We start from the raw sequence: 18,607 nt of genomic DNA, 5'->3' as shown, positions 1-18,607 counted from the left end.
GCTGAGCATGAGTCAAACAGTCAAGACCGCCCCGGCGGGTGCGCCGGCTGAAGCGTCGAACCGGGTCCAGCTCGGTCTGTCCAACCGTCTGCTCGCTCGCCCCGAGATCGGGGCGCTCGTCGCAGCCATCGTCATCTTCATCTTCTTCCTCGTCGTGGCGCCCTCGTTCCGCTCCGCGCCCTCCTTCTTCACCGTCCTCTACCAGTCCTCCACCATCGGCATCGTCGCCGTGTCCGTCGGCCTGCTGATGATCGGCGGTGAGTTCGACCTCTCGGCCGGAGTCATCACGACGACCGCGGGCCTGTTCAACGCGATGTTCTGCTACGAGCTGGGCATCAACCTGTGGGTCGGCGCGTTCCTCAGCCTGATCTTCTGCCTGTGCATCGGCTTCTTCAACGGCTACATGGTGATGCGGACGGGCATCCCGAGCTTCCTGATCACGCTCGGAAGCTTCTTCGTCCTGCAGGGCGCCAACCTGGGCGTCACGAAGCTCGTCACCGGCTCCGTGTCGGGGCCCAACACCACCCAGATGGCCGGCTCGAGCTCGCTCAAGTTCATCTTCGCCCACGTCTTCCAGATCGGTCCGGTGCAGCTCAACATCACCGTCATCTGGTGGTTGATCTTCGCGGCGCTGGCCGCCTACATCCTGCAGCGCACCCGCATCGGCAACTGGATCTACGCGGTCGGCGGCAACGCCGCGAGCGCGCGGGCCGTCGGTGTCCCGGTGACCCGGGTCAAGATCGGCCTGTTCATGACGGTGTCGTTCCTCGGGTGGTTCACCGGGATGCACTACCTCTACAACTTCAACGTGCTGCAGGCCGGCAACGGCGTGGGCAACGAGTTCCTCTACATCATCGCCGCGGTCGTGGGCGGGACGCTGATGACCGGCGGCTACGGCAACACCATCGGCGTCGCGCTCGGCTCCTTCATCTTCGGCATGACCAGCCTCGGCATCGTCTACGCCGGGTGGGACCCGAACTGGTTCCGCGCCTTCCTCGGCGTGATGCTGCTCCTCGCGGTCATGGTCAACCTGTACGTCAAGAAGCTCTCGACCACCAGGAAGGTGGGTTAACGATGACCGACACCCTGCAGGAGCACGCCGACCCGACCCTCAGCCACGGCGAGACGCTCGTCGAGATGAAGAACGTCGGCAAGACGTACGGCGCCATCCGGGCACTCAAGGGCATCAACCTGACGGTGAACGCCGGCGAGGTCGCCTGCGTCCTCGGTGACAACGGCGCCGGCAAGTCGACGCTGATCAAGATCATCGCCGGGCTGCACCCGCACAACGAGGGCCAGCTGCTCGTCGACGGCCAGGAGATGCACTTCGGCTCGCCGCGCGAGGCGCTCTCCCACGGCATCGCCACCGTCTACCAGGACCTCGCCGTGGTGGGGCTCATGGAGGTGTGGCGCAACTTCTTCCTCGGCTCGGAGCTGACGGGCAGCCGGTTCCCGCTGTCCGGGCTGAAGACGAAGGAGATGAAGCGCATCGCCGACGAGGAGCTGCGCAAGATGGGCATCGTCGTCAAGGACATCGACCAGCCGATCGGCGAGCTCTCCGGCGGCCAGCGCCAGTGCGTCGCGATCGCGCGGGCCGTCTACTTCGGCGCCCGGGTGCTGATCCTCGACGAGCCCACCGCGGCGCTCGGGGTCAAGCAGTCGGGCGTGGTGCTGAAGTACACGGCCGCCGCCCGCGACGCGGGGCTCGGGGTCGTGTTCATCACGCACAACCCGCACCACGCCTACCTGGTCGGCAACCACTTCGTCATCCTCAAGCTCGGCCAGGCCGTGCTGGACAAGCACCGCGGCGAGGTGACGCTCGACGAGCTGACCCGCCAGATGGCCGGCGGTGACGAGCTCGCCGAGCTGTCGCACGAGCTGCAGCGCTGAGCGCGGGGGTCGGTAGCCTGCCGGACGTGTCCGAGGCCCGACCCCCGCACCTGCGGGCGCCCCTGCTCGGGCTCGTCTTCCTGGGCGGGGCGACCGGCACGCTCGCGCGCTGGGCCGTCGGCCTCGCCGTCCCGCACCTCGGCCGGGTCCCGGTCGCCACCGTGCTGGTCAACGTGGTCGGTGCGTTCGTGCTCGGCGCGCTGCTCGAGGGCCTGGCCCGACGCGGCCCCGACGAGGGCCGCCGGCGTGCGCTCCGGCTGACGCTCGGCACCGGGTTCTGCGGCGGGTTCACCACCTACAGCGCGCTGGCCAACGACACCGACGCGCTGCTGCGGGCCGGCCTCGAGGGCCGCGCGCTGGCGTACGTGCTCGGCACCCTGGCGCTCGGGCTGGCCGCCTCCGCCCTCGGGATCGCCCTCGCCCGCCGGTCGCGGCCCGCGTGACCGTCCTGCTGCTCGCGCTCGCCGGCGGCCTGGGTGCCGTCGCCCGGTTCGTCCTCGACGGCACCGTTACCGCGGCCCGCGCCCGACGCGGGGGAGCGGCCCACCCGGTGGGCACGACGCTCATCAACCTCTCCGGTTCCTTCCTGCTCGGGCTGCTCGCCGGCCTCGCCGCGGGGCAGGTGCTCGACGCCCCGGGGCTGCTCGTCCTCGGCACCGGGTTCCTCGGCGGGTACACGACCTTCAGCACGGCCGCGTACGAGACGGTGCGTCTGGCCGAGGGGCGGCGCTGGGCCGCGGCGCTCGTGCACGGGCTCGGCCAGGCCGTCGTCGCCACCGCGCTGGCCGCCCTGGGCTACCTGCTCGGCGCGGCCGCCTGAGCGCCCGACCGGTCCCCGTCGTGAGAGCGTGGCGCTCGTGACCCGCCTCCAGCACACCGTCGTCTTCCGCCTCGTGCACGCGCCGGGGTCGGCCGAGGAGGCCGCCTTCCTCGCGACCGCCCGGGGGACGCTGACCGCGATCCCCGGCGTCACGGACTTCACCGTCAACCGTCAGGTCAGCCCCAAGAGCGACCTGACGTGGCAGTTCTCGATGGTGTTCGCCGACGACGCCGCGTACGCCGCGTACGACGCCCACCCCGCGCACCGGGGGTTCGTCGAGACCCGCTGGGTGCCCGAGGTCGCGGCGTTCCAGGAGTACGACCTCGTCGTCGAGCAGCCCGCGGGCTAGGCGGTCGGCCGTGAGCGACGTCGAGCCGGGACGGGCCGCCCCGCGCCCGACCATGCGCGACGTCGCCGAGGCGGCGGGCGTCTCCCGCGCGCTGGTCTCCATCGTCTTCCGTGGGGCACCCGGGGCCAGCGAGCAGACCCGGGCGCGGGTGCTCGAGGTCGCCGCGCGGCTGGGGTTCAGCCCGAACCGGTCCGCGAGCCTGCTCAAGCTGCGGCGCAACCGGCACCTCGGCGTGACGATGGACGTGCGGAGCACCTTCCACGCGGAGCTCGTCGAGGGGATCCAGGCGGCCGCCGACGCCGCCGGGTACGAGGTCGTCCTGTCGGTCGTGAGCCCGGACCGGTCGGAGGGCCGGGCGGTGTCGACCCTCCTGGACTTCCGCTGCGAGGCGCTGATCCTGCTCGGCACCCGCCTCGACGACGGCGCCCTGGCCGACCTCGCGGTCCGGGTCCCGCTGGTGCTCGTCGGCGGTGCCCGGACGCGCCGGGCCGTCGACGTCGTGCGGTCGTCCGACGACCGCGGCTCGAGCCTGGTCGTGGACCACCTCGTGGCGCTCGGGCACCGACGGCTCGCGCACGTCGACGGCGGCGACGGCCTGCCGAGCACCGGGCGCCGGCGCGGGTTCCGCCGGGCGCTGGACCGGCACGGCCTGACCGCGGTGGCCGTCCTGGCCGGCGGGGACGACGAGGCGGCCGGGGTGCGCGCGGCCGAACGGCTGCTGGCCGACGGCGACCTCCCGACGGGGGTCTGCGCGTACAACGACCGGGTGGCGATCGGGGTGATGGAGCGGTTCGGCCGGGCCGGGCTGCGGGTGCCGGACGACGTCTCGGTGACGGGTCACGACGACACGGCCTTCGCCGCGCTGCTCGCCGTCGACCTGACGTCGGTCAACCAGGAGGCGCAGGCGCAGGCCGAGGGCGCCGTCGGCGCGGTCGTGGAGCGCCTGGACGGCGGCAGGACCACCGCCTCGGAGCGGGTGTTCGAGCCCCGCCTGGTCGTGCGGGGCAGCACCCGCCCGCCGCGGGTCTGAGGCCGCCCACTCCTTGACAGGACAAACCGCGCGGCACTAGCGTCGCGCCTACTAGACCGATCTAGTCCCGCCGCACCTTGGCGGAACCTGATGCTCGGAGGAGCGCCCATGACCCTCGGTGTCGCCGTCATCGGGGCCGGGATGGCCGGCCGCGCGCACGCGGCCGCCTACCGCGTCGCCCCCACGCTGTACGCCTCGACGCTCCCGCCCCTGCGGTACGTGTCCGTCGGCGACCTCGACCCGGGCATGGGGGCACTGGCCGCCCGGCGCTTCGGCTACGAACGCAGCGACACCGACTGGCGGGCGATCGCCGAGGACCCGTCGGTCGACGTCGTGAGCGTGGTCGTGGCGAACGCCCTGCACCGCGAGATGGTCGAGGGGCTGGTGGCCGCGGGCAAGCACGTGCTGTGCGAGAAGCCGCTGAGCGACAGCCTCGAGGACGCGCGCGCGATGGCCGACCTGGCGCGCGCCGCGGGCAGCGTGGCGCGGGTCGGCTTCACCTTCCGGCGGGCACCCGGGGTCGCGATGCTGCGCCGGCTCGTCACCGACGGCACGATCGGCGACGTCCTGCACGTCGACGTCCGGTACTACTGCGACTACGCGGCCGACCCGCGCGGACCCATCAGCTGGCGCTTCAAGGGCGCCCCGGGGACCGGCGCCCTCGCCGATCTCGGCAGCCACGCGGCGTACCTGGCCGAGTTCGTGGCCGGCGACATCGCCGAGGTCAGCGGCGGCCGGTTCACGACGGCGATCACCGAGCGGCCGGTGCCCCTGGGCGTCGTGCAGCGCGGCGCGGACGTCGCGGTGAGCGACGAGCGCGAGGCCGTCGAGAACGACGACTACGCCAGCTTCAGCGTGAGGCTCGCCTCCGGGGTCGGCGTGGTCGAGGTCTCCCGCGTCGCGGCCGGCCACCCGAACGGTCTCGTGGTCGAGGTGTACGGGGACCGGGGCGCCGCGACCTGGGAGCTGGAGCGTCCGGGCGAGCTCTCGCTGGTCCTGAACGACGACCCGCCCGCGATCCGCGGCTTCCGGCGCGTGGTCCTCGGGCCCGACGCCCCGTACGTCAGGGGCGGCCTGGCGATGGACGCCCAGGGCGTCGGCCTCGGGCAGAACCAGGGCTTCGAGTACCAGGCCCGCGCCTTCCTCGAGGAGGTGGCCGGGATCGACGAGGCCGCGTCGCTGCCGCGCTGCGCCTCCTTCGACGAGGGCGTCCACAACCTGGAGGTCCTCGCCTCCGTCGCGGACAGCGCCGCGCGGGGTGGCGCCGGCGTGGCGGTGCCGGCGCAGCGCACGTCCTGACGCACCTCTCTCTCGAGCCCGTCCCCCGGCTCGCCCATCCCCGTCCGACGAAGGAGTCCCCCATGAAGTTCGGTGTCTACGACGCGGTCCTGCACGACCGGTCCCTGCCCGAGGCCGTCGAGGTGGTCCGCGGCCTCGGTCTCACCGGGATCGAGCTCAACTCGGGCGGCTTCCTGCCCGCCGTCCACATCCCCACGTTCGACGACATCCTGGTCTCCGACACGGCCCGCGACGACTTCCTGGGCCAGCTCGAGGGCACGGGCGTCGAGATCGCGGGTCTGAACTGCAACGGCAACCCGCTCCACCCGGACCGGGAGATCGGCGACGCCCACGCCGAGGACGTCCGCCGCAGCATCCGCCTGGCCAACCGCCTCGGCCAGCACCGCGTGGTGACGATGTCGGGGCTGCCCGGCGGGGAGCCGGGAGCCACCCGGCCGAACTGGGTCGTCAACGCCTGGAACTCCGCCGCCCTCGACGTGCTCGAGCACCAGTGGGGCGTCGCCGAGGCGTTCTGGCGCGAGATCGACCGGGAGGCGGCGGACCTCGACGTCAAGGTCGCCCTCGAGCTGCACCCGCAGAACCTCGTCTTCAACCCGGCCGGCATCCGCGAGCTGGTCGAGCGGACGGGCGCGACGCACCTCGGCGTCGAGCTCGACGCGTCGCACCTCTTCTGGCAGTGGATGGACCCGGTCGCCGTCGTCCAGGACCTCGGGCCGCTGGTGTTCCACGCCGCGGCGAAGGACGTCCGGATCAACCCGGCCGCCGCGGTCCACGGGGTGCTCGACAACCGGTTCCGGCGGCTGTCGCCCGACGAGCCCCGCACCAACCTCGGCGGCGACGAGTGGGCGAACGAGTGGCCGAAGGAGGCCGCGTGGGACTTCGTCGCCCTGGGTCGCGGTCACGACGCCGTCTACTGGTCGACCTGGCTGGCCGCCCTGCACGCCGTGGACCCGGACATGCTGGTCAACATCGAGCACGAGGACACCAGCCTGGGCCGGATCGAGGGGCTCGAGGTGGCCGCCGGGGTGCTGCTCGACGCGGCCCGGCGCGCCGGGGTCGGCTGAGGCCGGGTGGGAGGCTGGTCGCGTGGGGGAGCGGCTGGAGGCGTACGCGCACGACGGGCTGACGTTCGACGTCCGTGACCACGGGCCGGAGGACTGCCGCGTCGTCGTCGCGCTGCACGGCTTCCCCCAGACCTCGCGTTCGTGGGACGGCGTCGCGGGCCACCTCGCCGCCGCCGGCTGCCGGGTGCTCGCGCCCGACCAGCGCGGCTACTCGCCCCGGGCGCGGCCCTGGGAGGTCTCGGCGTACGCGCTCCCCGCGCTGGTGGGTGACGTGCTCGCCCTGGCCAAAGCCGCGGGCGCGGAGCGCTTCGACGTCCTCGGCCACGACTGGGGTGGCGCCGTGGGCTGGGCGCTCGCGGCGCAGCATCCCGACCGCGTCCGTTCGCTGACCGTCGCGTCCACCCCGCACCCGCGGGCGCTGGTCGCCGCGATGCTGCACGGGCAGGCGCTCCGCTCCTGGTACATGGGGGCGTTCCAGCTGCCGGTCCTGCCCGAGCTGGTGCTGGGCTCGCCCGCGCTCGCGGGCCCGCTGCTGGCCCGGATGGGCACCCCGGACCCGGCGGAGGTGCAGGCGCTGCTGGCCGACCGGCGGACCGCGCGGGCCCTCCTCAACTGGTACCGCGCGGCCTGGCGACCGATGCTCGGCCGCACCGCCTGGCCGTTCCCGCGGGCGCGGGTGCCCACGACGTACGTCTGGGGCGCGCAGGACCCGGCGCTGGGCCGGTGGGCCGCCGAGCACACCGGGCTCTGCGTCGAGGCCGACTACCGCTTCGTCGCGCTCGAGGACGTCGGCCACTGGATCCCGGACGAGCGGCCGGCGGAGCTCGCGCGTCTCGCGCTCGAGCGGATGGCGAGCGTTCCCTAGTCCGACGGTCGGGAAATCCCCCGCCGCGCCGCCGGGCTGACTTATCGTGACGCGGTGAGCACCCTCGTCGGCGTCGACCTGCCCCGCTACGAGGGGGCCGAGGTCGTCGTCCCGGCGCCGGGACCGGGTGCGGGCAACTGGGCGGGCGCGGCCAGCGTCGTGCTCGCCGACGGCGTCTTCTGGATGGCCTACCGGGTCCGCCGGCCGCTGGACGCCGGCCGCGGCGTGAGCGTCGTGGTCTCCCGCTCCGAGGACGGCGTGCACTTCCTGCCCGTCGCCACCCTCGACCGCGACGCCTTCGCCGCCGCCTCGTTCGAGCGTCCCGTCGTGCTGCCGGTGCCCGGCGGCGGCTGGCGCCTCTACCTGAGCTGCGCGACCCCGGACTCCAAGCACTGGTGGATCGAGGCGGTCGACGCACCGCGCCCGGAGGACCTCCCGCACGGCCGCCGCCGGATCGTCCTGCCCGGCGACCGGCGCTGGGGCGTCAAGGACCCGGTGGTCACCGTCCGCGACGGGCGCTGGGAGATGTGGGTCTGCTGCCACCCGCTCGAGCCCGCCGGCGACGAGGACCGCATGGTCACCGCGTACGCCACCAGCGCCGACGGGCTGGACTGGGACGTCGCGGGCACCGCGCTCGAGGGAGTTCCGGGTCGCTGGGACGCCCGCGGCGCACGCGTGACCGCCGTCCTGTCGCACGAGCCGCTGCGGGTCCTCTACGACGGCCGTGCCGACGCCGCCTCGAACTGGTTCGAGCAGACCGGCGTCGCCGAGGAGCGGGACGGCAGCCTCGTCGGCTCGCCCGACCCCGTCGCCGTGTCGTCCGACGGTGACGGCGCCCTGCGCTACGTCAGCGTCGTCGCCCTCCCCGACGGCCGCCACCGCTTCTACTTCGAAGCCGCCCGCGCCGACGGCTCCCACGACCTGATGACCTCGCTCTCCGACTGAGCTCTCCTCTCCCGCCGGCCCTCGACCGGTACGCACTCCCGCCGAGCGGTACCTGTTCCCGGTCATCGCGGCCGTCCAACCGGGAAGGCGTACCGCTCGGGGGTCACGCGCCAGGTCCAGCGCGCCGGACCGCGCAGCAGGCCCTCGGCGCGGGCCGCACGCATGCGTGAGATCAGGCCAGGACGGTGTCGCGCCAGGTCCGGCCCGGTAGCGCAGAGCACGAGGAGGCCGTTCCGCTCGAACCACTCCTCGCGCTCGTTGTCCTCGCGGTGCTGCTCGGGGTCGAGGTGCCCGTCCGGCCGCTCGGGGTCCTGCCAGCTGGCCCCGTCGTACTCGAGGACGAGGCCGGCCTCTGGGTCGAGCAGGTCGGGCAGGCCGAGGAACCGGCCGAGGCGGTCGTGCACCCGGGGGTTCAGCAGCGGCGTCGGCGCACCGAGCCCGAGGACGCACGTCAGCCGGAGCCGGGTCTCGCCCGGGCTGCGCGCCCCGTACCGCGCGAGGTTGAACGCCGACCGCGCCTGGCGTGCGCCGCGGCGTGCACCGAGGTCGTGGGCCAGCAGAGCCAGGGCGCTCTCCTGTACGACGCCGGCCTGGAGCAGGGCGTCGAGGTCGACCACCGCCTGCTCCAGGTCCGGCGCCCAGCGGGCCAGGTCGGAAGCCGTCCGCGCCGGGCTGGTCACCGGGATCCCGCCGACGTGGACGACCTCGTCGGACCCGAGCTCCTGCCGCACGTACCGCAGCCCCGGTGCAGCCCGGCGGTGCAACGCGTCCGGCACGCACAGGACCACGGGTGCCGGCCGGAGCCGTCGGTCCAGCCCGTCGAACCTCACCGCCCCGAGCAGGTGGGCGGCCGACCAGCCGCCGAGCGCGCCGCCGGTCGGCAGGTGGGCCGCCGCCTCGACGAGCCGCTGGGTCGTCGTCGCCGGAACCCCCGCGGGTACGTAACGGCCGGGCGAGGTCCGGCTGTACCGGGGCCCGTCGAGGAGGTGCTTGCTCACGCCCTGCTCCCGCAGCGCGCGGGAGGTGCGCGGGCGTACGACGCCGGGCAGGTCCGTGGTGGTCACACCCGGACTCTTGTGCTGGATCCGCGATCGTGCCGCTCGTCCACAGGCGGCCGCCGCCCACCAACACGTTCTTGTGGACAGCCGCCCCGCACCGGCACCCCCGACCGGTACCCCATCCCGGTCGGACGCCCCTCTCGACCGGGAACAGGTACCGCTCGCGGGTCGGAGGTACCGGTCGAGGTGAGGGGGTCAGGAGGGGGGAGTCACGCGTTCGGTGAAGGAACCGCGGCCCTCGACCGAGCGCCAGTCGTCGAACGACTGGCCGAGGACGTCCTCGAGGACGGCGATGTCGTCGGTGCAGCCGGCGAGGAGCTCGCTGCGCTGCTCGGGGCTCAGCTTCGGGCGTCGGTCCGGACCACCGCGCTGGAGCGCGCGCGTCAGGGGCTGGCTGGCGCGGCGCCAGACCTGGGGCGGGGCGTACGCGCCCGCCGCCGCGCCCAACCGGATGACGCGGCTCAGCGCGTCGGTGCGGAGCCCCGGCCGGACGAAGCCGCGCGAGTTGTCCGGCGGCACCGTCCCGACGAGGCCCTCGTCGATCCCGAGGAACCGGGCGACGGTGTCGAGGGTCTCGACCGGTTTGCTGACCAGCTGGAAGTAGCGCAGCACCAGCACCCGGTCGCGGTCGACGTGGGTGAACAGGTCGGCGAGCTGCTCGCCGTAGCGGCCCATCCGGCGGTAGTGCCAGAACGGCGCCCAGCCGGCGCGGATCCGCTCCTCCTCGAGGTGGCACGCGGTGACGAAGTCCGCCTCGGGCTCGAGGCCGTCGACGTAGAGGTGCATCCAGTTCGAGTACGCGCGGTCGATCGGGTCGCGCACGACGACGACGAGCTTCGCGTCCGGGAGCTCCTCGGCGATCCGCCGCCGGGCCGAGCGCAGGTAGAGGTAGAAGGGCGTGCTCTCCAGCCGCACCGACCCCTCCGGCGCCGGCGCGAAGAGGTCGGCGTAGTCCTCCGCGCGCCAGACCCACTCCTGCTGGCTGTGCGCGTCACCCGGCCCGACGTACGCAGGCGGGGGCGCGTCGGTGCACATGTAGTACTTCGGTTCCTTGACCGCCGACGCGTACACCTGCGGGTGCCGCGCCAGGGCGGCGTGCAGCGCGCTCGTGCCCGCCTTGGGCGCGCCGATCACCAACGCGTCGGGCCTGGATTCCCTAGTGGGCATACCGGGATCGTAGCGAAAGCGGAGGGCGCCGCCCTCCGGCCGTTCAGTGCGCGGAGGCGATGCCCTCGTAGCTCGTGCCCTTGGCCCGCTCGAAGCTCGCGCGCACCTCTTCCTCGGCCTCGTCCACGCCGACCCAGGTGGCGCCCTCGACCGACTTGCCGGGCTCGAGGTCCTTGTAGACGGTGAAGAAGTGCTCGATCTCGAGCAGCAGGTAGGGGCGGACGTTCGACATGTCGCGCAGGTGGTCGCGGCGGACGTCGTTCGCCGGGACGCAGAGGACCTTGTCGTCGCCGCCGGCCTCGTCGGTCATCCGGAACATGGCGATGGCGCGGCACTTGATCAGGCAGCCCGGGAACGTCGGCTCCGACACCATCACGAGCGCGTCGAGCGGGTCGCCGTCCTGGCCGAGCGTGCCCTCGATGAAGCCGTAGTCGGCCGGGTAGGCCGTCGAGGTGAAGAGGGTCCGGTCGAGCCGGATGCGCCCGGTCTCGTGGTCGACCTCGTACTTGTTCTTGTTCCCCTTGGGGATCTCGACCGTGACGTCGAACTCCAGGCCGCTCAGCTCGCGTACCTTCTCAGCGTTGGGTGCAGTCATGACCGACCTTCCTTAAACTGGCCGGGGCGGTGCTTCGCACACCGGCACCGGGTGCCGCCCGGGGGTGCGGACGAGCCAGGCAGAACCTTATCGTCCAGGAGGGGAGCGCGGAGACCGTGGGCCTGAAGCGCTTCCTCGTGCCCGTCGTCGCCCTGGTCGTGGTGACCGGGCTGGTGCTCGGCCTGATCAGCGGCGTGTTCGGCTCGCTGGCCCGGCAGGGCCTGGAGGCCACCGGCCTCGAGACGCCGCGCGCCCCCAGCACGATCGCCTCCGGCGCGCTCGACCCCTCCGCGGAGGCCACCGGCAGTCCCGGTCCCTCGACCGGTCCCGCGTCGCCCGACCCGTCTGCGCCGGGGGCGTCCTCGTCCGTGGCGCTGCCCGCGCCCGTGCTCGCCGGGACGGAGGGCCAGGGGAAGGTGTCGGCCGCCGCGCTCGGCGACCGTGTCCGCGGGGTCAAGGTCAAGGACTCGGGCGGCTACTCCGGCGAGGTGCGCGACATGCGGACGGGCGCGGTCGTCTTCAGCCACCGCGCGGGCAAGGGGGCCATCCCCGCCTCCACGACCAAGCTCGTCACCGCGGCCGCCGCCCTCGACCTGCTCGGGCCCGAGCACCGCTTCACCACCTCCGTCGTCTCCCCGGGCCGCGGTCGGATCGTCCTCGTCGGGGGCGGCGACCCCTACCTGCAGGAGAAGGCGTCGCGCGCCGAGCCCACCCGCGCCTCGCTGAGCACCCTGGCCCGCCGGACGGCGGCCGCGCTCAAGAAGGACGGCGTCCGCAAGGTCTCGCTGGACTACGACAGCTCCCTGTTCTCCGGCCCGGCCTGGAACCCGACCTGGCCCGGCTCGTACGGCGACGTCGCCTCGCGCGTCTCGGCGCTCTGGGCCAACGAGGGCCGCTCGACGCCCGGGGGCGGCGTCCTCGGACCGCGGCAGACCGACCCGGCCGGGTCGGCGGCGAAGGTGTTCGCCCGCCAGCTCGAGGACCAGGGGATCGACGTCGGCACGGTCGCGAAGGGCCGCGCCACCAAGGGCGCCGCGAAGGTCGCCGCCGTCTCGTCGATGACGCTCGAGCGGATCGTCGAGCACGTCCTGATGACCAGCGACAACGACGGCGCCGAGGTGCTGCTGCGCCAGGCCGCCGTGGCCGGGGGTCGCAGGGGCACCTCCGCGGACGGCGCCGCCGTGGTGGCGGCCCGGCTCAAGGAGCTGGGCGCCTGGACCTCCGGCACGCGGCTCGTCGACGGCAGCGGGCTCTCCCGCAGCACCCGCATCCCGGCGGCCACCCTGACCAAGCTCCTCCGCGTGGCCGGCGAGGACGCCCACCCCGAGCTGCGCCCCCTGCTCACCGGGCTCCCGGTGGCCGGCGTCGAGGGCAGCCTGGCGACGAAGTTCGGTGACGACGAGAGCCTCGCCGGACGCGGCGTCGTCCGCGGCAAGACCGGCACGCTCAGCAAGGTCCACGGCCTGGCCGGCACGATCACCACCCGCGACGGCACGCTGCTGGCGTACGCCTTCCTGGTGAACGACCCGAAGAACGACTACAACGCGACCGTCTGGCTGCAGCGCGTGACCGCGGCGATCAGCACCTGCGGCTGCCGCTGAGGCAGGTCCGGCCCCTCCACGGGGGCCACGGAACTACCCTCGGTGCATGCCTGCCGAAGCGCCGCCCATGGTCGACTGGGCGCTCGCCCGCAGCACCGCCACGCGCCTGGTCAAGCCCGGGCCCACGATCTCGGCCGACGGCGCCCTCGCGGCGGTCGCCGAGCTACGGGAGGCGGCGGCGCGGGCCGAGCGCTACGTCACCGAGGTGACCGGCCTCGACGCCTCCTCGGGCAGCGCGCCCGTGCTCGTGATCGACCGGCCGGGCTGGATCCAGGCCAACCTGGACGCGTTCCGGCTGCTGCTGACCCCGCTCACCGACCTCGCCGCGAGCAAGCTGGCCGCGACCCCGCGCACGGCGGGCGTCGGTGCCCGCGTCACCGGGGCCGAGGTGGGCGTGCTGCTCAGCTACCTCGCGCCCAAGGTGCTCGGCCAGTTCGACCCCTTCTGGACCGGCGAGGACGGCGCCCGCGGCCGGCTGCTGCTGGTCGCGCCGAACGTCGTCGAGGTCGAGCGGCTGCTCCGGGTGCCGCCCAGCGACTTCCGGCTGTGGGTGTGCCTGCACGAGGAGACCCACCGGGTGCAGTTCACCGCGGTGCCGTGGCTCCGCGACCACCTCCTCGGCCTCATCGAGCGGCTCGTCGCCACCGCCGACCTCGACGACGGCGTGCTGGTCCAGGTCGTCCGCCAGGCGGTCCGGCGCGTCGTCGAGGGGATCCGGGAGGGCGAGGAGCTGTCGGTCGTCGACCTCGTCCAGACCCCGGCCCAGCGCGCGATCGTGGACGACATCACCGCCGTCATGTCGCTGCTCGAGGGCCACGCGGACGTCGTCATGGACAGCGTCGGGCCCGAGGTCGTGCCGAGCGTGGCGCAGATCCGGGCGAAGTTCGACGTCCGGCGCCAGGGTCAGGGCCCCGACAAGATCGTGCGGCGGCTGCTGGGCCTCGACGCCAAGATGCGGCAGTACCGCGACGGCGCGGCCTTCTGCCGCCACGTCCTCGACGAGGTCGGCATGGCCGGGCTGAACCGCGTCTGGACCTCGCCGGACACGCTGCCGAGCCGCGCCGAGATCGCGAACCCCCAGCTCTGGGTCATCCGCAACCACCCCGAGCCCGCCACGCCGCCCGCCGGCTGAGCCGCGACGTCGTGTCCCGGCGCGCGCTCGGCCCGGCCACCCTGGCCGTGGTCCAGGCCGTGGCGGCGTCGCTCCTGCCCGCCGACCGCACGCTCCTCGTCGCCTGCTCGGGCGGCCCGGACTCCCTGGCCCTCGCGGCCGGCGCCGCGCACGTCGCGCGCAGAGCCGGACTGGCGTACGCGGGGGTCGTGGTCGACCACGGGCTGCAGGAGGGTTCGGCGGGAGTGGCCGAGAGCGCCCGCTCCGCGCTGGCCGGGCTGGGCTACGCCGACGTCGCCGTCGTCCGCGTCGCGGTCGTCGCCGACGGCACGGGGCCGGAGGCTGCCGCGCGGGACGCCCGGCACGCTGCGCTGCAGACCGAGCGCGCGGCGCGCGACGCGACCCTGCTGCTGGGGCACACCCGCGACGACCAGGCCGAGACCGTGCTGCTGGGCCTCGCCCGCGGTTCGGGCGCCCGCTCGCTCGCGGGGATGCCGGTCCGCGGCGACGACCGCGTCCGCCCCCTGCTCGGCCTGCCGCGCGCGACGACCGTCGCCTGCTGCGCCGAGCTCGGGCTGACGCCCTGGACCGACCCGCACAACGCCGACCCCGCGTACGCCCGGGTGCGCGTCCGCGAGCGGGTGCTGCCCTTCCTCGAGACCGAGCTCGGGCCGGGCGTCGTGGCCGCGCTGGCCCGTTCCGCGGACCTGCTGCGCGCCGACGCCGACCTCCTCGACGCGCTCGCCACGGAGGCAGCCGCCGGTGCCGAGCAGGACGGCGGTCTCGCCTGCGACCGGCTGGTCGCCCTGCCCGCCGCGCTGCGCACCCGGGTGCTGCGCACCTGGCTCCGGACGGCGGGGGCCGGGAGCCTCGCCGCCGACCACGTCGCCGCGGTCGAGGCGCTCGTCACCGGCTGGCGGGGCCAGGGCCCCGTCCACCTGCCCGGCCTCCGCGTCGTGCGGACCGACGGCGTCCTCCGCACCCGCTGAACCCGCGTCAGACGGCCGAGTACCCGCCGTCGGCGACGAGGACCGAGCCGGTGATGAAGCTCGAGGCGTCGCTGGCGAGGAAGACGACGCTCGGCGCGATCTCCTCGGGCAGGGCGGCGCGCTGCTGCGGCGTGTCCTCGATCCAGTGCCGGTGGAACTTCGGGTCGTCGACCGGGGCCATCGCGGTCTTGACGTAGCCCGGCGCGACCGCGTTGACGCGGATCCCGTACGGCGCCCACTCCACGGCGAGCGACTTGGTCAGGTGGTGGACCGCCGCCTTGGAGGCGTTGTAGGCCGGCTGCCACTGCGGTCGGTTCACGATCAGCCCGGACATGCTGCCGATGTTCACGATCGAGCCGGAGCCCTGCTCGCGCATGAGGTGCCCGACCGCGAGCGAGGTCTTCCACAGCGCGCGGACGTTCAGGTCGAACACGTCGGCCCACTGCGCGTCGGTGACGTCGAAGGAGGGCGCGTGGTAGCAGGTGCCCGCGTTGTTCACGAGGATGTCGATGCGGCCGTCGAAGGCGTCGCGGGCCTGCTCGGTCATCGCGACGACCTGGTCGTCCTCGGTGATGTCGGCGGTGATCGTGACGAGCTCGATCCCGGCCTCGGCGGCCTCGCGGGCGGCGGCCTCGTTGGCCTCCGTCCGGCGCCCGGAGATCGCCACGCGGGCGCCGGCACGCGCCAGCCCCAGCGCGAATGCCTGGCCGAGGCCCTGGTTGCCGCCCGTGACGAGGGCGGTCCTGCCGGTGAGGTCGAAGGGGTTGTCCAGGTTCACGGGGTGCTCCTTGCTCGGGCGTCGCTGGTCGGGCGGCCCGCGTGGTGCCGCGGCGGGCCGAGGTCAGGATGGCCCGTCGGGCGCGGTCCGTCCTGCGAGGGTCGAGGACGGAGACCGGTGCCGGGCGACGCCTCGGCGGAACCTCCCCGCGACCTGTGGCAGGCTGAGGCCGTGGACGTCTCCGCCCTCGGCAACGACCTGTCCCGCGTGCTGTACACCCCCGAGGAGGTGCAGGACCGGATCGCCGAGCTGGCGGCCCAGGTGGACCGTGACTACGAGGGCAAGGACGTGCTCCTCGTCGGCGTCCTCAACGGCGCGGTCATGATCATGGCCGACCTGTCGCGCGCGCTGTCGATCCACTGCCGGATGGACTGGATGGCCATCTCGTCGTACGGGTCGGGCACCAAGTCCTCGGGCGTCGTCCGGATCCTCAAGGACCTCAGCACCGACATCGCCGGGATGGACGTCCTGGTCGTCGAGGACATCGTCGACACCGGCCTGACGCTGTCCTACCTGATCAGCAACCTCCGCTCGCGGAACCCGGCTAGCCTCGAGGTGCTCACCGCCTTCCGCAAGCCGGAGGCGCTCAAGATGCCCGTCGAGGTCCGCTACGTCGGCTTCGACATCCCCAGCGAGTTCGTCGTCGGCTACGGCCTCGACTACGACCAGCGCTACCGGAACCTCACCGGCGTGGCCACCCTCGCGCCGCACGTCTACAGCTGACCCGGGCCGCGGGGGCCCGACCGGGGCCTGTGCACGCCGGAGCCGCACCTTGGCGCGCACCGGTAGCCTGGGGGCTTGAGGGCACGCGTTCCGAGAGCCGTGCTGCTCCCGACTCTCTAGGCAGGTCATGAACCTCAAGCGCATCTTCCGCGGTCCCCTCATCTGGATCGTGCTCGCCGTCGTGGCGGTCGGGCTGCTGATCGACTTCAGCACCCGGCTCAGCGGCGGCTACAAGGAAGCGCCCACGTCGCAGGTCGTCGCGCTCATCAACGGCAACGAGCCCATGTCCCAGGTGGTGCTCAAGGACCGCGAGCAGACCATCCAGGTGACCATGAAGGACGCCGCCCAGACGCGCTACGAGGCCGTGTGGGTCGGCAACCAGAGCGACCAGCTGATCGACCGGCTCAACCAGCGCGTGGCGGACAAGACGCTCGACACCTGGGTGGGCGAGAACCCGCAGCCGAGCTTCTTCTCGAACCTGCTGGCGACGCTGATCCCCTTCATCCTCATCGCGGTCGTGTTCTTCTTCCTGCTCAACTCCGTGCAGGGCGGCGGCAGCCGGGTCATGCAGTTCGGCAAGTCCAAGGCCAAGGTGGCCAACAAGGACACGCCCAAGACGACGTTCGCGGACGTGGCGGGCGCCGACGAGGCGGTCGAGGAGCTGCAGGAGATCAAGGAGTTCCTGGCCGAGCCGGCGAAGTTCCAGGCCGTCGGAGCCAAGATCCCCAAGGGCGTGCTGCTCTACGGCCAGCCCGGCACCGGCAAGACGCTGCTGGCCCGCGCGGTCGCCGGCGAGGCCGGCGTCCCCTTCTTCTCCATCTCCGGCTCGGACTTCGTCGAGATGTTCGTGGGTGTCGGCGCCAGCCGCGTCCGCGACCTCTTCGAGCAGGCCAAGGAGAACGCCCCGGCCATCGTCTTCATCGACGAGATCGACGCCGTCGGCCGGCACCGCGGCGCGGGCATGGGCGGCGGGCACGACGAGCGCGAGCAGACGCTGAACCAGCTGCTCGTCGAGATGGACGGCTTCGACGTCCGCGGCGGGGTCATCCTCATCGCCGCGACGAACCGGCCCGACGTCCTCGACCCGGCGCTGTTGCGCCCGGGCCGTTTCGACCGTCAGATCCCCGTCGACAACCCCGACATGAAGGGGCGCCTGCAGATCCTCAAGGTGCACGCCCAGGGCAAGCCCGTGGCTCCGGACGTCGACCTCGAGTCGATCGCCCGCCGGACCCCCGGCTTCACCGGTGCGGACCTGGCCAACGTGCTCAACGAGGCGGCGCTGCTGACCGCCCGGATGAACGCCAAGGTCATCACGAACGCGTTCTTCGACGAGGCGATCGACCGCGTCATCGGTGGCCCGCAGAAGCGCAGCCGCCTGATGAACGAGAAGGAGAAGCTGGTCACCGCGTACCACGAGGGTGGCCACGCCCTCGTCGCCGCGGCGCTGCCGGGGACCGACCCGGTGCAGAAGATCACGATCCTCCCGCGCGGCCGGGCGCTCGGCTACACGATGGTGCTGCCGGAGAACGACAAGTACTCCAACACCCGCGCCGAGCTGCTGGACCAGCTCGCGTACATGATGGGCGGCCGCGCGGCCGAGGAGCTCGTGTTCCACGACCCCACGACCGGCGCGAGTAACGACATCGAGAAGGCCACGAGCGTGGCCAAGGCGATGGTGACCCAGTACGGCATGACCGAGCGGCTGGGTGCCATCAAGCTCGGCGCCGGCGACTCCGAGCCGTTCCTGGGCCGTGACTACGGCCAGGGCCGGGACTACTCCGAGGAGATCGCGGCGGTCGTCGACGAGGAGATCTCGCGGCTGATCAGCACCGCCCACCAGGAGGCGTTCGACATCCTCACGGCCAACCGTGACGTGCTCGACGACCTGGTCCGCGCGCTGTTCGAGCACGAGACCCTCGACCGGGCCGCCGTCGCCGGGATCTTCCAGAACCTGCGGCTCTGGCCGAAGCGCCCGGCCTGGACGGGTTCCGACAGCCGGGTCCCGTCGGACCTGCCGCCCGTCACGCCGCCCCCGCGCGTGAACGGCGACGCCCCGCTCAGCCTGAACGGCGCGAACGGGTCCAACGGCTCGCACAGCAACGGTCAGAACGGCTCGAACGGGCACGGTCCGGTTGACGGCGGTGGCGAGGGCGTCCCCGCCGGCGGGGCTCCGATCCCGCCCGGGCAGTCCCCGGTCCCGCCGCAGCTGCCCCAGGGCCCGGCCGGTGGCGGCACGCTGCCGCCGCGCGGTCCCGACTTCCGCTGAGGCCCGCGGCCACCGCCCTTCCTCGCTCGGCGAGGATGGGGCGGTGAGCCGCCGACC

19 protein-coding genes are annotated in these 18,607 nt (G+C 73.5%); 15 read left to right on the top strand and 4 right to left on the bottom strand.

What is annotated here, in order from left to right; translation table 11 throughout:
- Positions 1-7: 7 nt before the first annotated feature.
- The 10 genes from ABD665_RS16995 (at position 8) to ABD665_RS16950 (ending at position 8,262) form a co-directional block, all read left to right on the top strand.
- The gene (locus ABD665_RS16995; RefSeq protein ID WP_204910117.1) at positions 8-1,072 is read left to right on the top strand and encodes an ABC transporter permease subunit; all 1,065 of its coding nucleotides are present in this window, start codon (positions 8-10) and stop codon (positions 1,070-1,072) included.
- Positions 1,073-1,074: 2 nt separating this feature from the next.
- Positions 1,075-1,890 (top strand): ATP-binding cassette domain-containing protein, encoded by an 816-nt coding sequence (locus ABD665_RS16990; RefSeq protein ID WP_204910116.1) that lies wholly within the window; start codon positions 1,075-1,077, stop codon positions 1,888-1,890.
- A 26-nt stretch (positions 1,891-1,916) separates the two neighbouring features.
- Complete coding sequence (locus ABD665_RS16985; protein WP_204910115.1) at positions 1,917-2,333, top strand: CrcB family protein; 417 nt, start codon at positions 1,917-1,919, stop codon at positions 2,331-2,333.
- Positions 2,330-2,710 (top strand): CrcB family protein, encoded by a 381-nt coding sequence (locus ABD665_RS16980; RefSeq protein ID WP_204910114.1) that lies wholly within the window; start codon positions 2,330-2,332, stop codon positions 2,708-2,710. The genes ABD665_RS16985 and ABD665_RS16980 overlap by 4 nt, the downstream gene beginning before the upstream one ends.
- A gap of 37 nt (positions 2,711-2,747) precedes the next feature.
- A complete protein-coding gene (locus ABD665_RS16975; RefSeq protein ID WP_204910113.1) occupies positions 2,748-3,059 on the top strand; it encodes a Dabb family protein in 312 nt (103 codons plus the stop codon).
- Between the two features lie 10 nt (positions 3,060-3,069).
- Complete coding sequence (locus tag ABD665_RS16970) at positions 3,070-4,089, top strand: LacI family DNA-binding transcriptional regulator (RefSeq protein WP_344742550.1); 1,020 nt, start codon at positions 3,070-3,072, stop codon at positions 4,087-4,089.
- Between the two features lie 108 nt (positions 4,090-4,197).
- Entirely contained in the window at positions 4,198-5,388 is a 1,191-nt protein-coding gene (locus ABD665_RS16965) for a Gfo/Idh/MocA family oxidoreductase (RefSeq protein WP_204910112.1), read from the top strand.
- Between the two features lie 62 nt (positions 5,389-5,450).
- Positions 5,451-6,452, top strand: coding sequence for a TIM barrel protein (locus tag ABD665_RS16960; RefSeq protein WP_204910111.1), 1,002 nt, complete (start codon positions 5,451-5,453; stop codon positions 6,450-6,452).
- Between the two features lie 22 nt (positions 6,453-6,474).
- A complete protein-coding gene (locus ABD665_RS16955) occupies positions 6,475-7,317 on the top strand; it encodes an alpha/beta fold hydrolase (protein ID WP_204910110.1) in 843 nt (280 codons plus the stop codon).
- 54 nt (positions 7,318-7,371) lie between these two features.
- Positions 7,372-8,262, top strand: coding sequence for a glycoside hydrolase family protein (locus ABD665_RS16950; RefSeq protein ID WP_204910109.1), 891 nt, complete (start codon positions 7,372-7,374; stop codon positions 8,260-8,262).
- Between the two features lie 62 nt (positions 8,263-8,324).
- Here ABD665_RS16950 and ABD665_RS16945 read toward each other — a convergent pair whose 3' ends face one another.
- The 3 genes from ABD665_RS16945 to ABD665_RS16935 form a co-directional block, all read right to left on the bottom strand.
- Positions 8,325-9,326, bottom strand: a complete 1,002-nt coding sequence (locus ABD665_RS16945) for a type IV toxin-antitoxin system AbiEi family antitoxin (protein WP_204910108.1) — start codon at positions 9,324-9,326, stop codon at positions 8,325-8,327.
- A gap of 189 nt (positions 9,327-9,515) precedes the next feature.
- Positions 9,516-10,487: a sulfotransferase gene (locus ABD665_RS16940; RefSeq protein ID WP_204910107.1), complete on the bottom strand. Its 972-nt coding sequence runs from the start codon at positions 10,485-10,487 to the stop codon at positions 9,516-9,518.
- Between the two features lie 43 nt (positions 10,488-10,530).
- Positions 10,531-11,082 (bottom strand): inorganic diphosphatase, encoded by a 552-nt coding sequence (locus tag ABD665_RS16935; RefSeq protein WP_204910106.1) that lies wholly within the window; start codon positions 11,080-11,082, stop codon positions 10,531-10,533.
- A gap of 116 nt (positions 11,083-11,198) precedes the next feature.
- Here ABD665_RS16935 and dacB point away from each other — a divergent pair, with 116 nt between their 5' ends.
- From dacB to tilS, 3 genes are read left to right on the top strand one after another with little or no spacing between them, the layout of a single operon-like run.
- Positions 11,199-12,683 carry a D-alanyl-D-alanine carboxypeptidase/D-alanyl-D-alanine endopeptidase gene (gene dacB, locus ABD665_RS16930; RefSeq protein WP_204910105.1) on the top strand — a complete coding sequence of 495 codons (1,485 nt, stop codon included), beginning with the start codon at positions 11,199-11,201 and terminating at the stop codon, positions 12,681-12,683.
- A 46-nt stretch (positions 12,684-12,729) separates the two neighbouring features.
- Positions 12,730-13,815, top strand: a complete 1,086-nt coding sequence (locus ABD665_RS16925) for a zinc-dependent metalloprotease (RefSeq protein ID WP_344742549.1) — start codon at positions 12,730-12,732, stop codon at positions 13,813-13,815.
- 11 nt (positions 13,816-13,826) lie between these two features.
- Positions 13,827-14,783, top strand: coding sequence for a tRNA lysidine(34) synthetase TilS (tilS, locus tag ABD665_RS16920; protein ID WP_204910104.1), 957 nt, complete (start codon positions 13,827-13,829; stop codon positions 14,781-14,783).
- Between the two features lie 7 nt (positions 14,784-14,790).
- Here tilS and ABD665_RS16915 read toward each other — a convergent pair whose 3' ends face one another.
- A complete protein-coding gene (locus ABD665_RS16915) occupies positions 14,791-15,561 on the bottom strand; it encodes a glucose 1-dehydrogenase (RefSeq protein ID WP_204910103.1) in 771 nt (256 codons plus the stop codon).
- 171 nt (positions 15,562-15,732) lie between these two features.
- Between ABD665_RS16915 and hpt the strand changes: the two genes are divergently transcribed.
- Positions 15,733-16,284 (top strand): hypoxanthine phosphoribosyltransferase, encoded by a 552-nt coding sequence (gene hpt / locus ABD665_RS16910; RefSeq protein ID WP_204910102.1) that lies wholly within the window; start codon positions 15,733-15,735, stop codon positions 16,282-16,284.
- Between the two features lie 127 nt (positions 16,285-16,411).
- Entirely contained in the window at positions 16,412-18,550 is a 2,139-nt protein-coding gene (ftsH, locus tag ABD665_RS16905; protein WP_204910101.1) for an ATP-dependent zinc metalloprotease FtsH, read from the top strand.
- Positions 18,551-18,607 lie beyond the last annotated feature (57 nt).

The sequence above is a fragment of the Microlunatus spumicola genome, from assembly GCF_039536445.1.
GTDB classification, from domain to species: Bacteria; Actinomycetota; Actinomycetes; order Propionibacteriales; family Propionibacteriaceae; genus Microlunatus; species Microlunatus spumicola.
This window is presented reverse-complemented; position numbering and strand designations above follow the sequence as displayed.

Bases quoted from the DNA above. Each gene is read 5' to 3' on its own strand.
- ABD665_RS16995 (WP_204910117.1), top strand. From the start codon at position 8: ATGAGTCAAACAGTCAAGACCGCCCCGGCGGGTGCGCCGGCTGAAGCG.
- ABD665_RS16990 (WP_204910116.1), top strand. From the start codon at position 1,075: ATGACCGACACCCTGCAGGAGCACGCCGACCCGACCCTCAGCCACGGC.
- ABD665_RS16965 (WP_204910112.1), top strand. From the start codon at position 4,198: ATGACCCTCGGTGTCGCCGTCATCGGGGCCGGGATGGCCGGCCGCGCG.
- ABD665_RS16960 (WP_204910111.1), top strand. From the start codon at position 5,451: ATGAAGTTCGGTGTCTACGACGCGGTCCTGCACGACCGGTCCCTGCCC.
- ABD665_RS16940 (WP_204910107.1), bottom strand. From the start codon at position 10,487: ATGCCCACTAGGGAATCCAGGCCCGACGCGTTGGTGATCGGCGCGCCC.
- ABD665_RS16935 (WP_204910106.1), bottom strand. From the start codon at position 11,082: ATGACTGCACCCAACGCTGAGAAGGTACGCGAGCTGAGCGGCCTGGAG.
- ABD665_RS16925 (WP_344742549.1), top strand. From the start codon at position 12,730: ATGCCTGCCGAAGCGCCGCCCATGGTCGACTGGGCGCTCGCCCGCAGC.
- ftsH (WP_204910101.1), top strand. From the start codon at position 16,412: ATGAACCTCAAGCGCATCTTCCGCGGTCCCCTCATCTGGATCGTGCTC.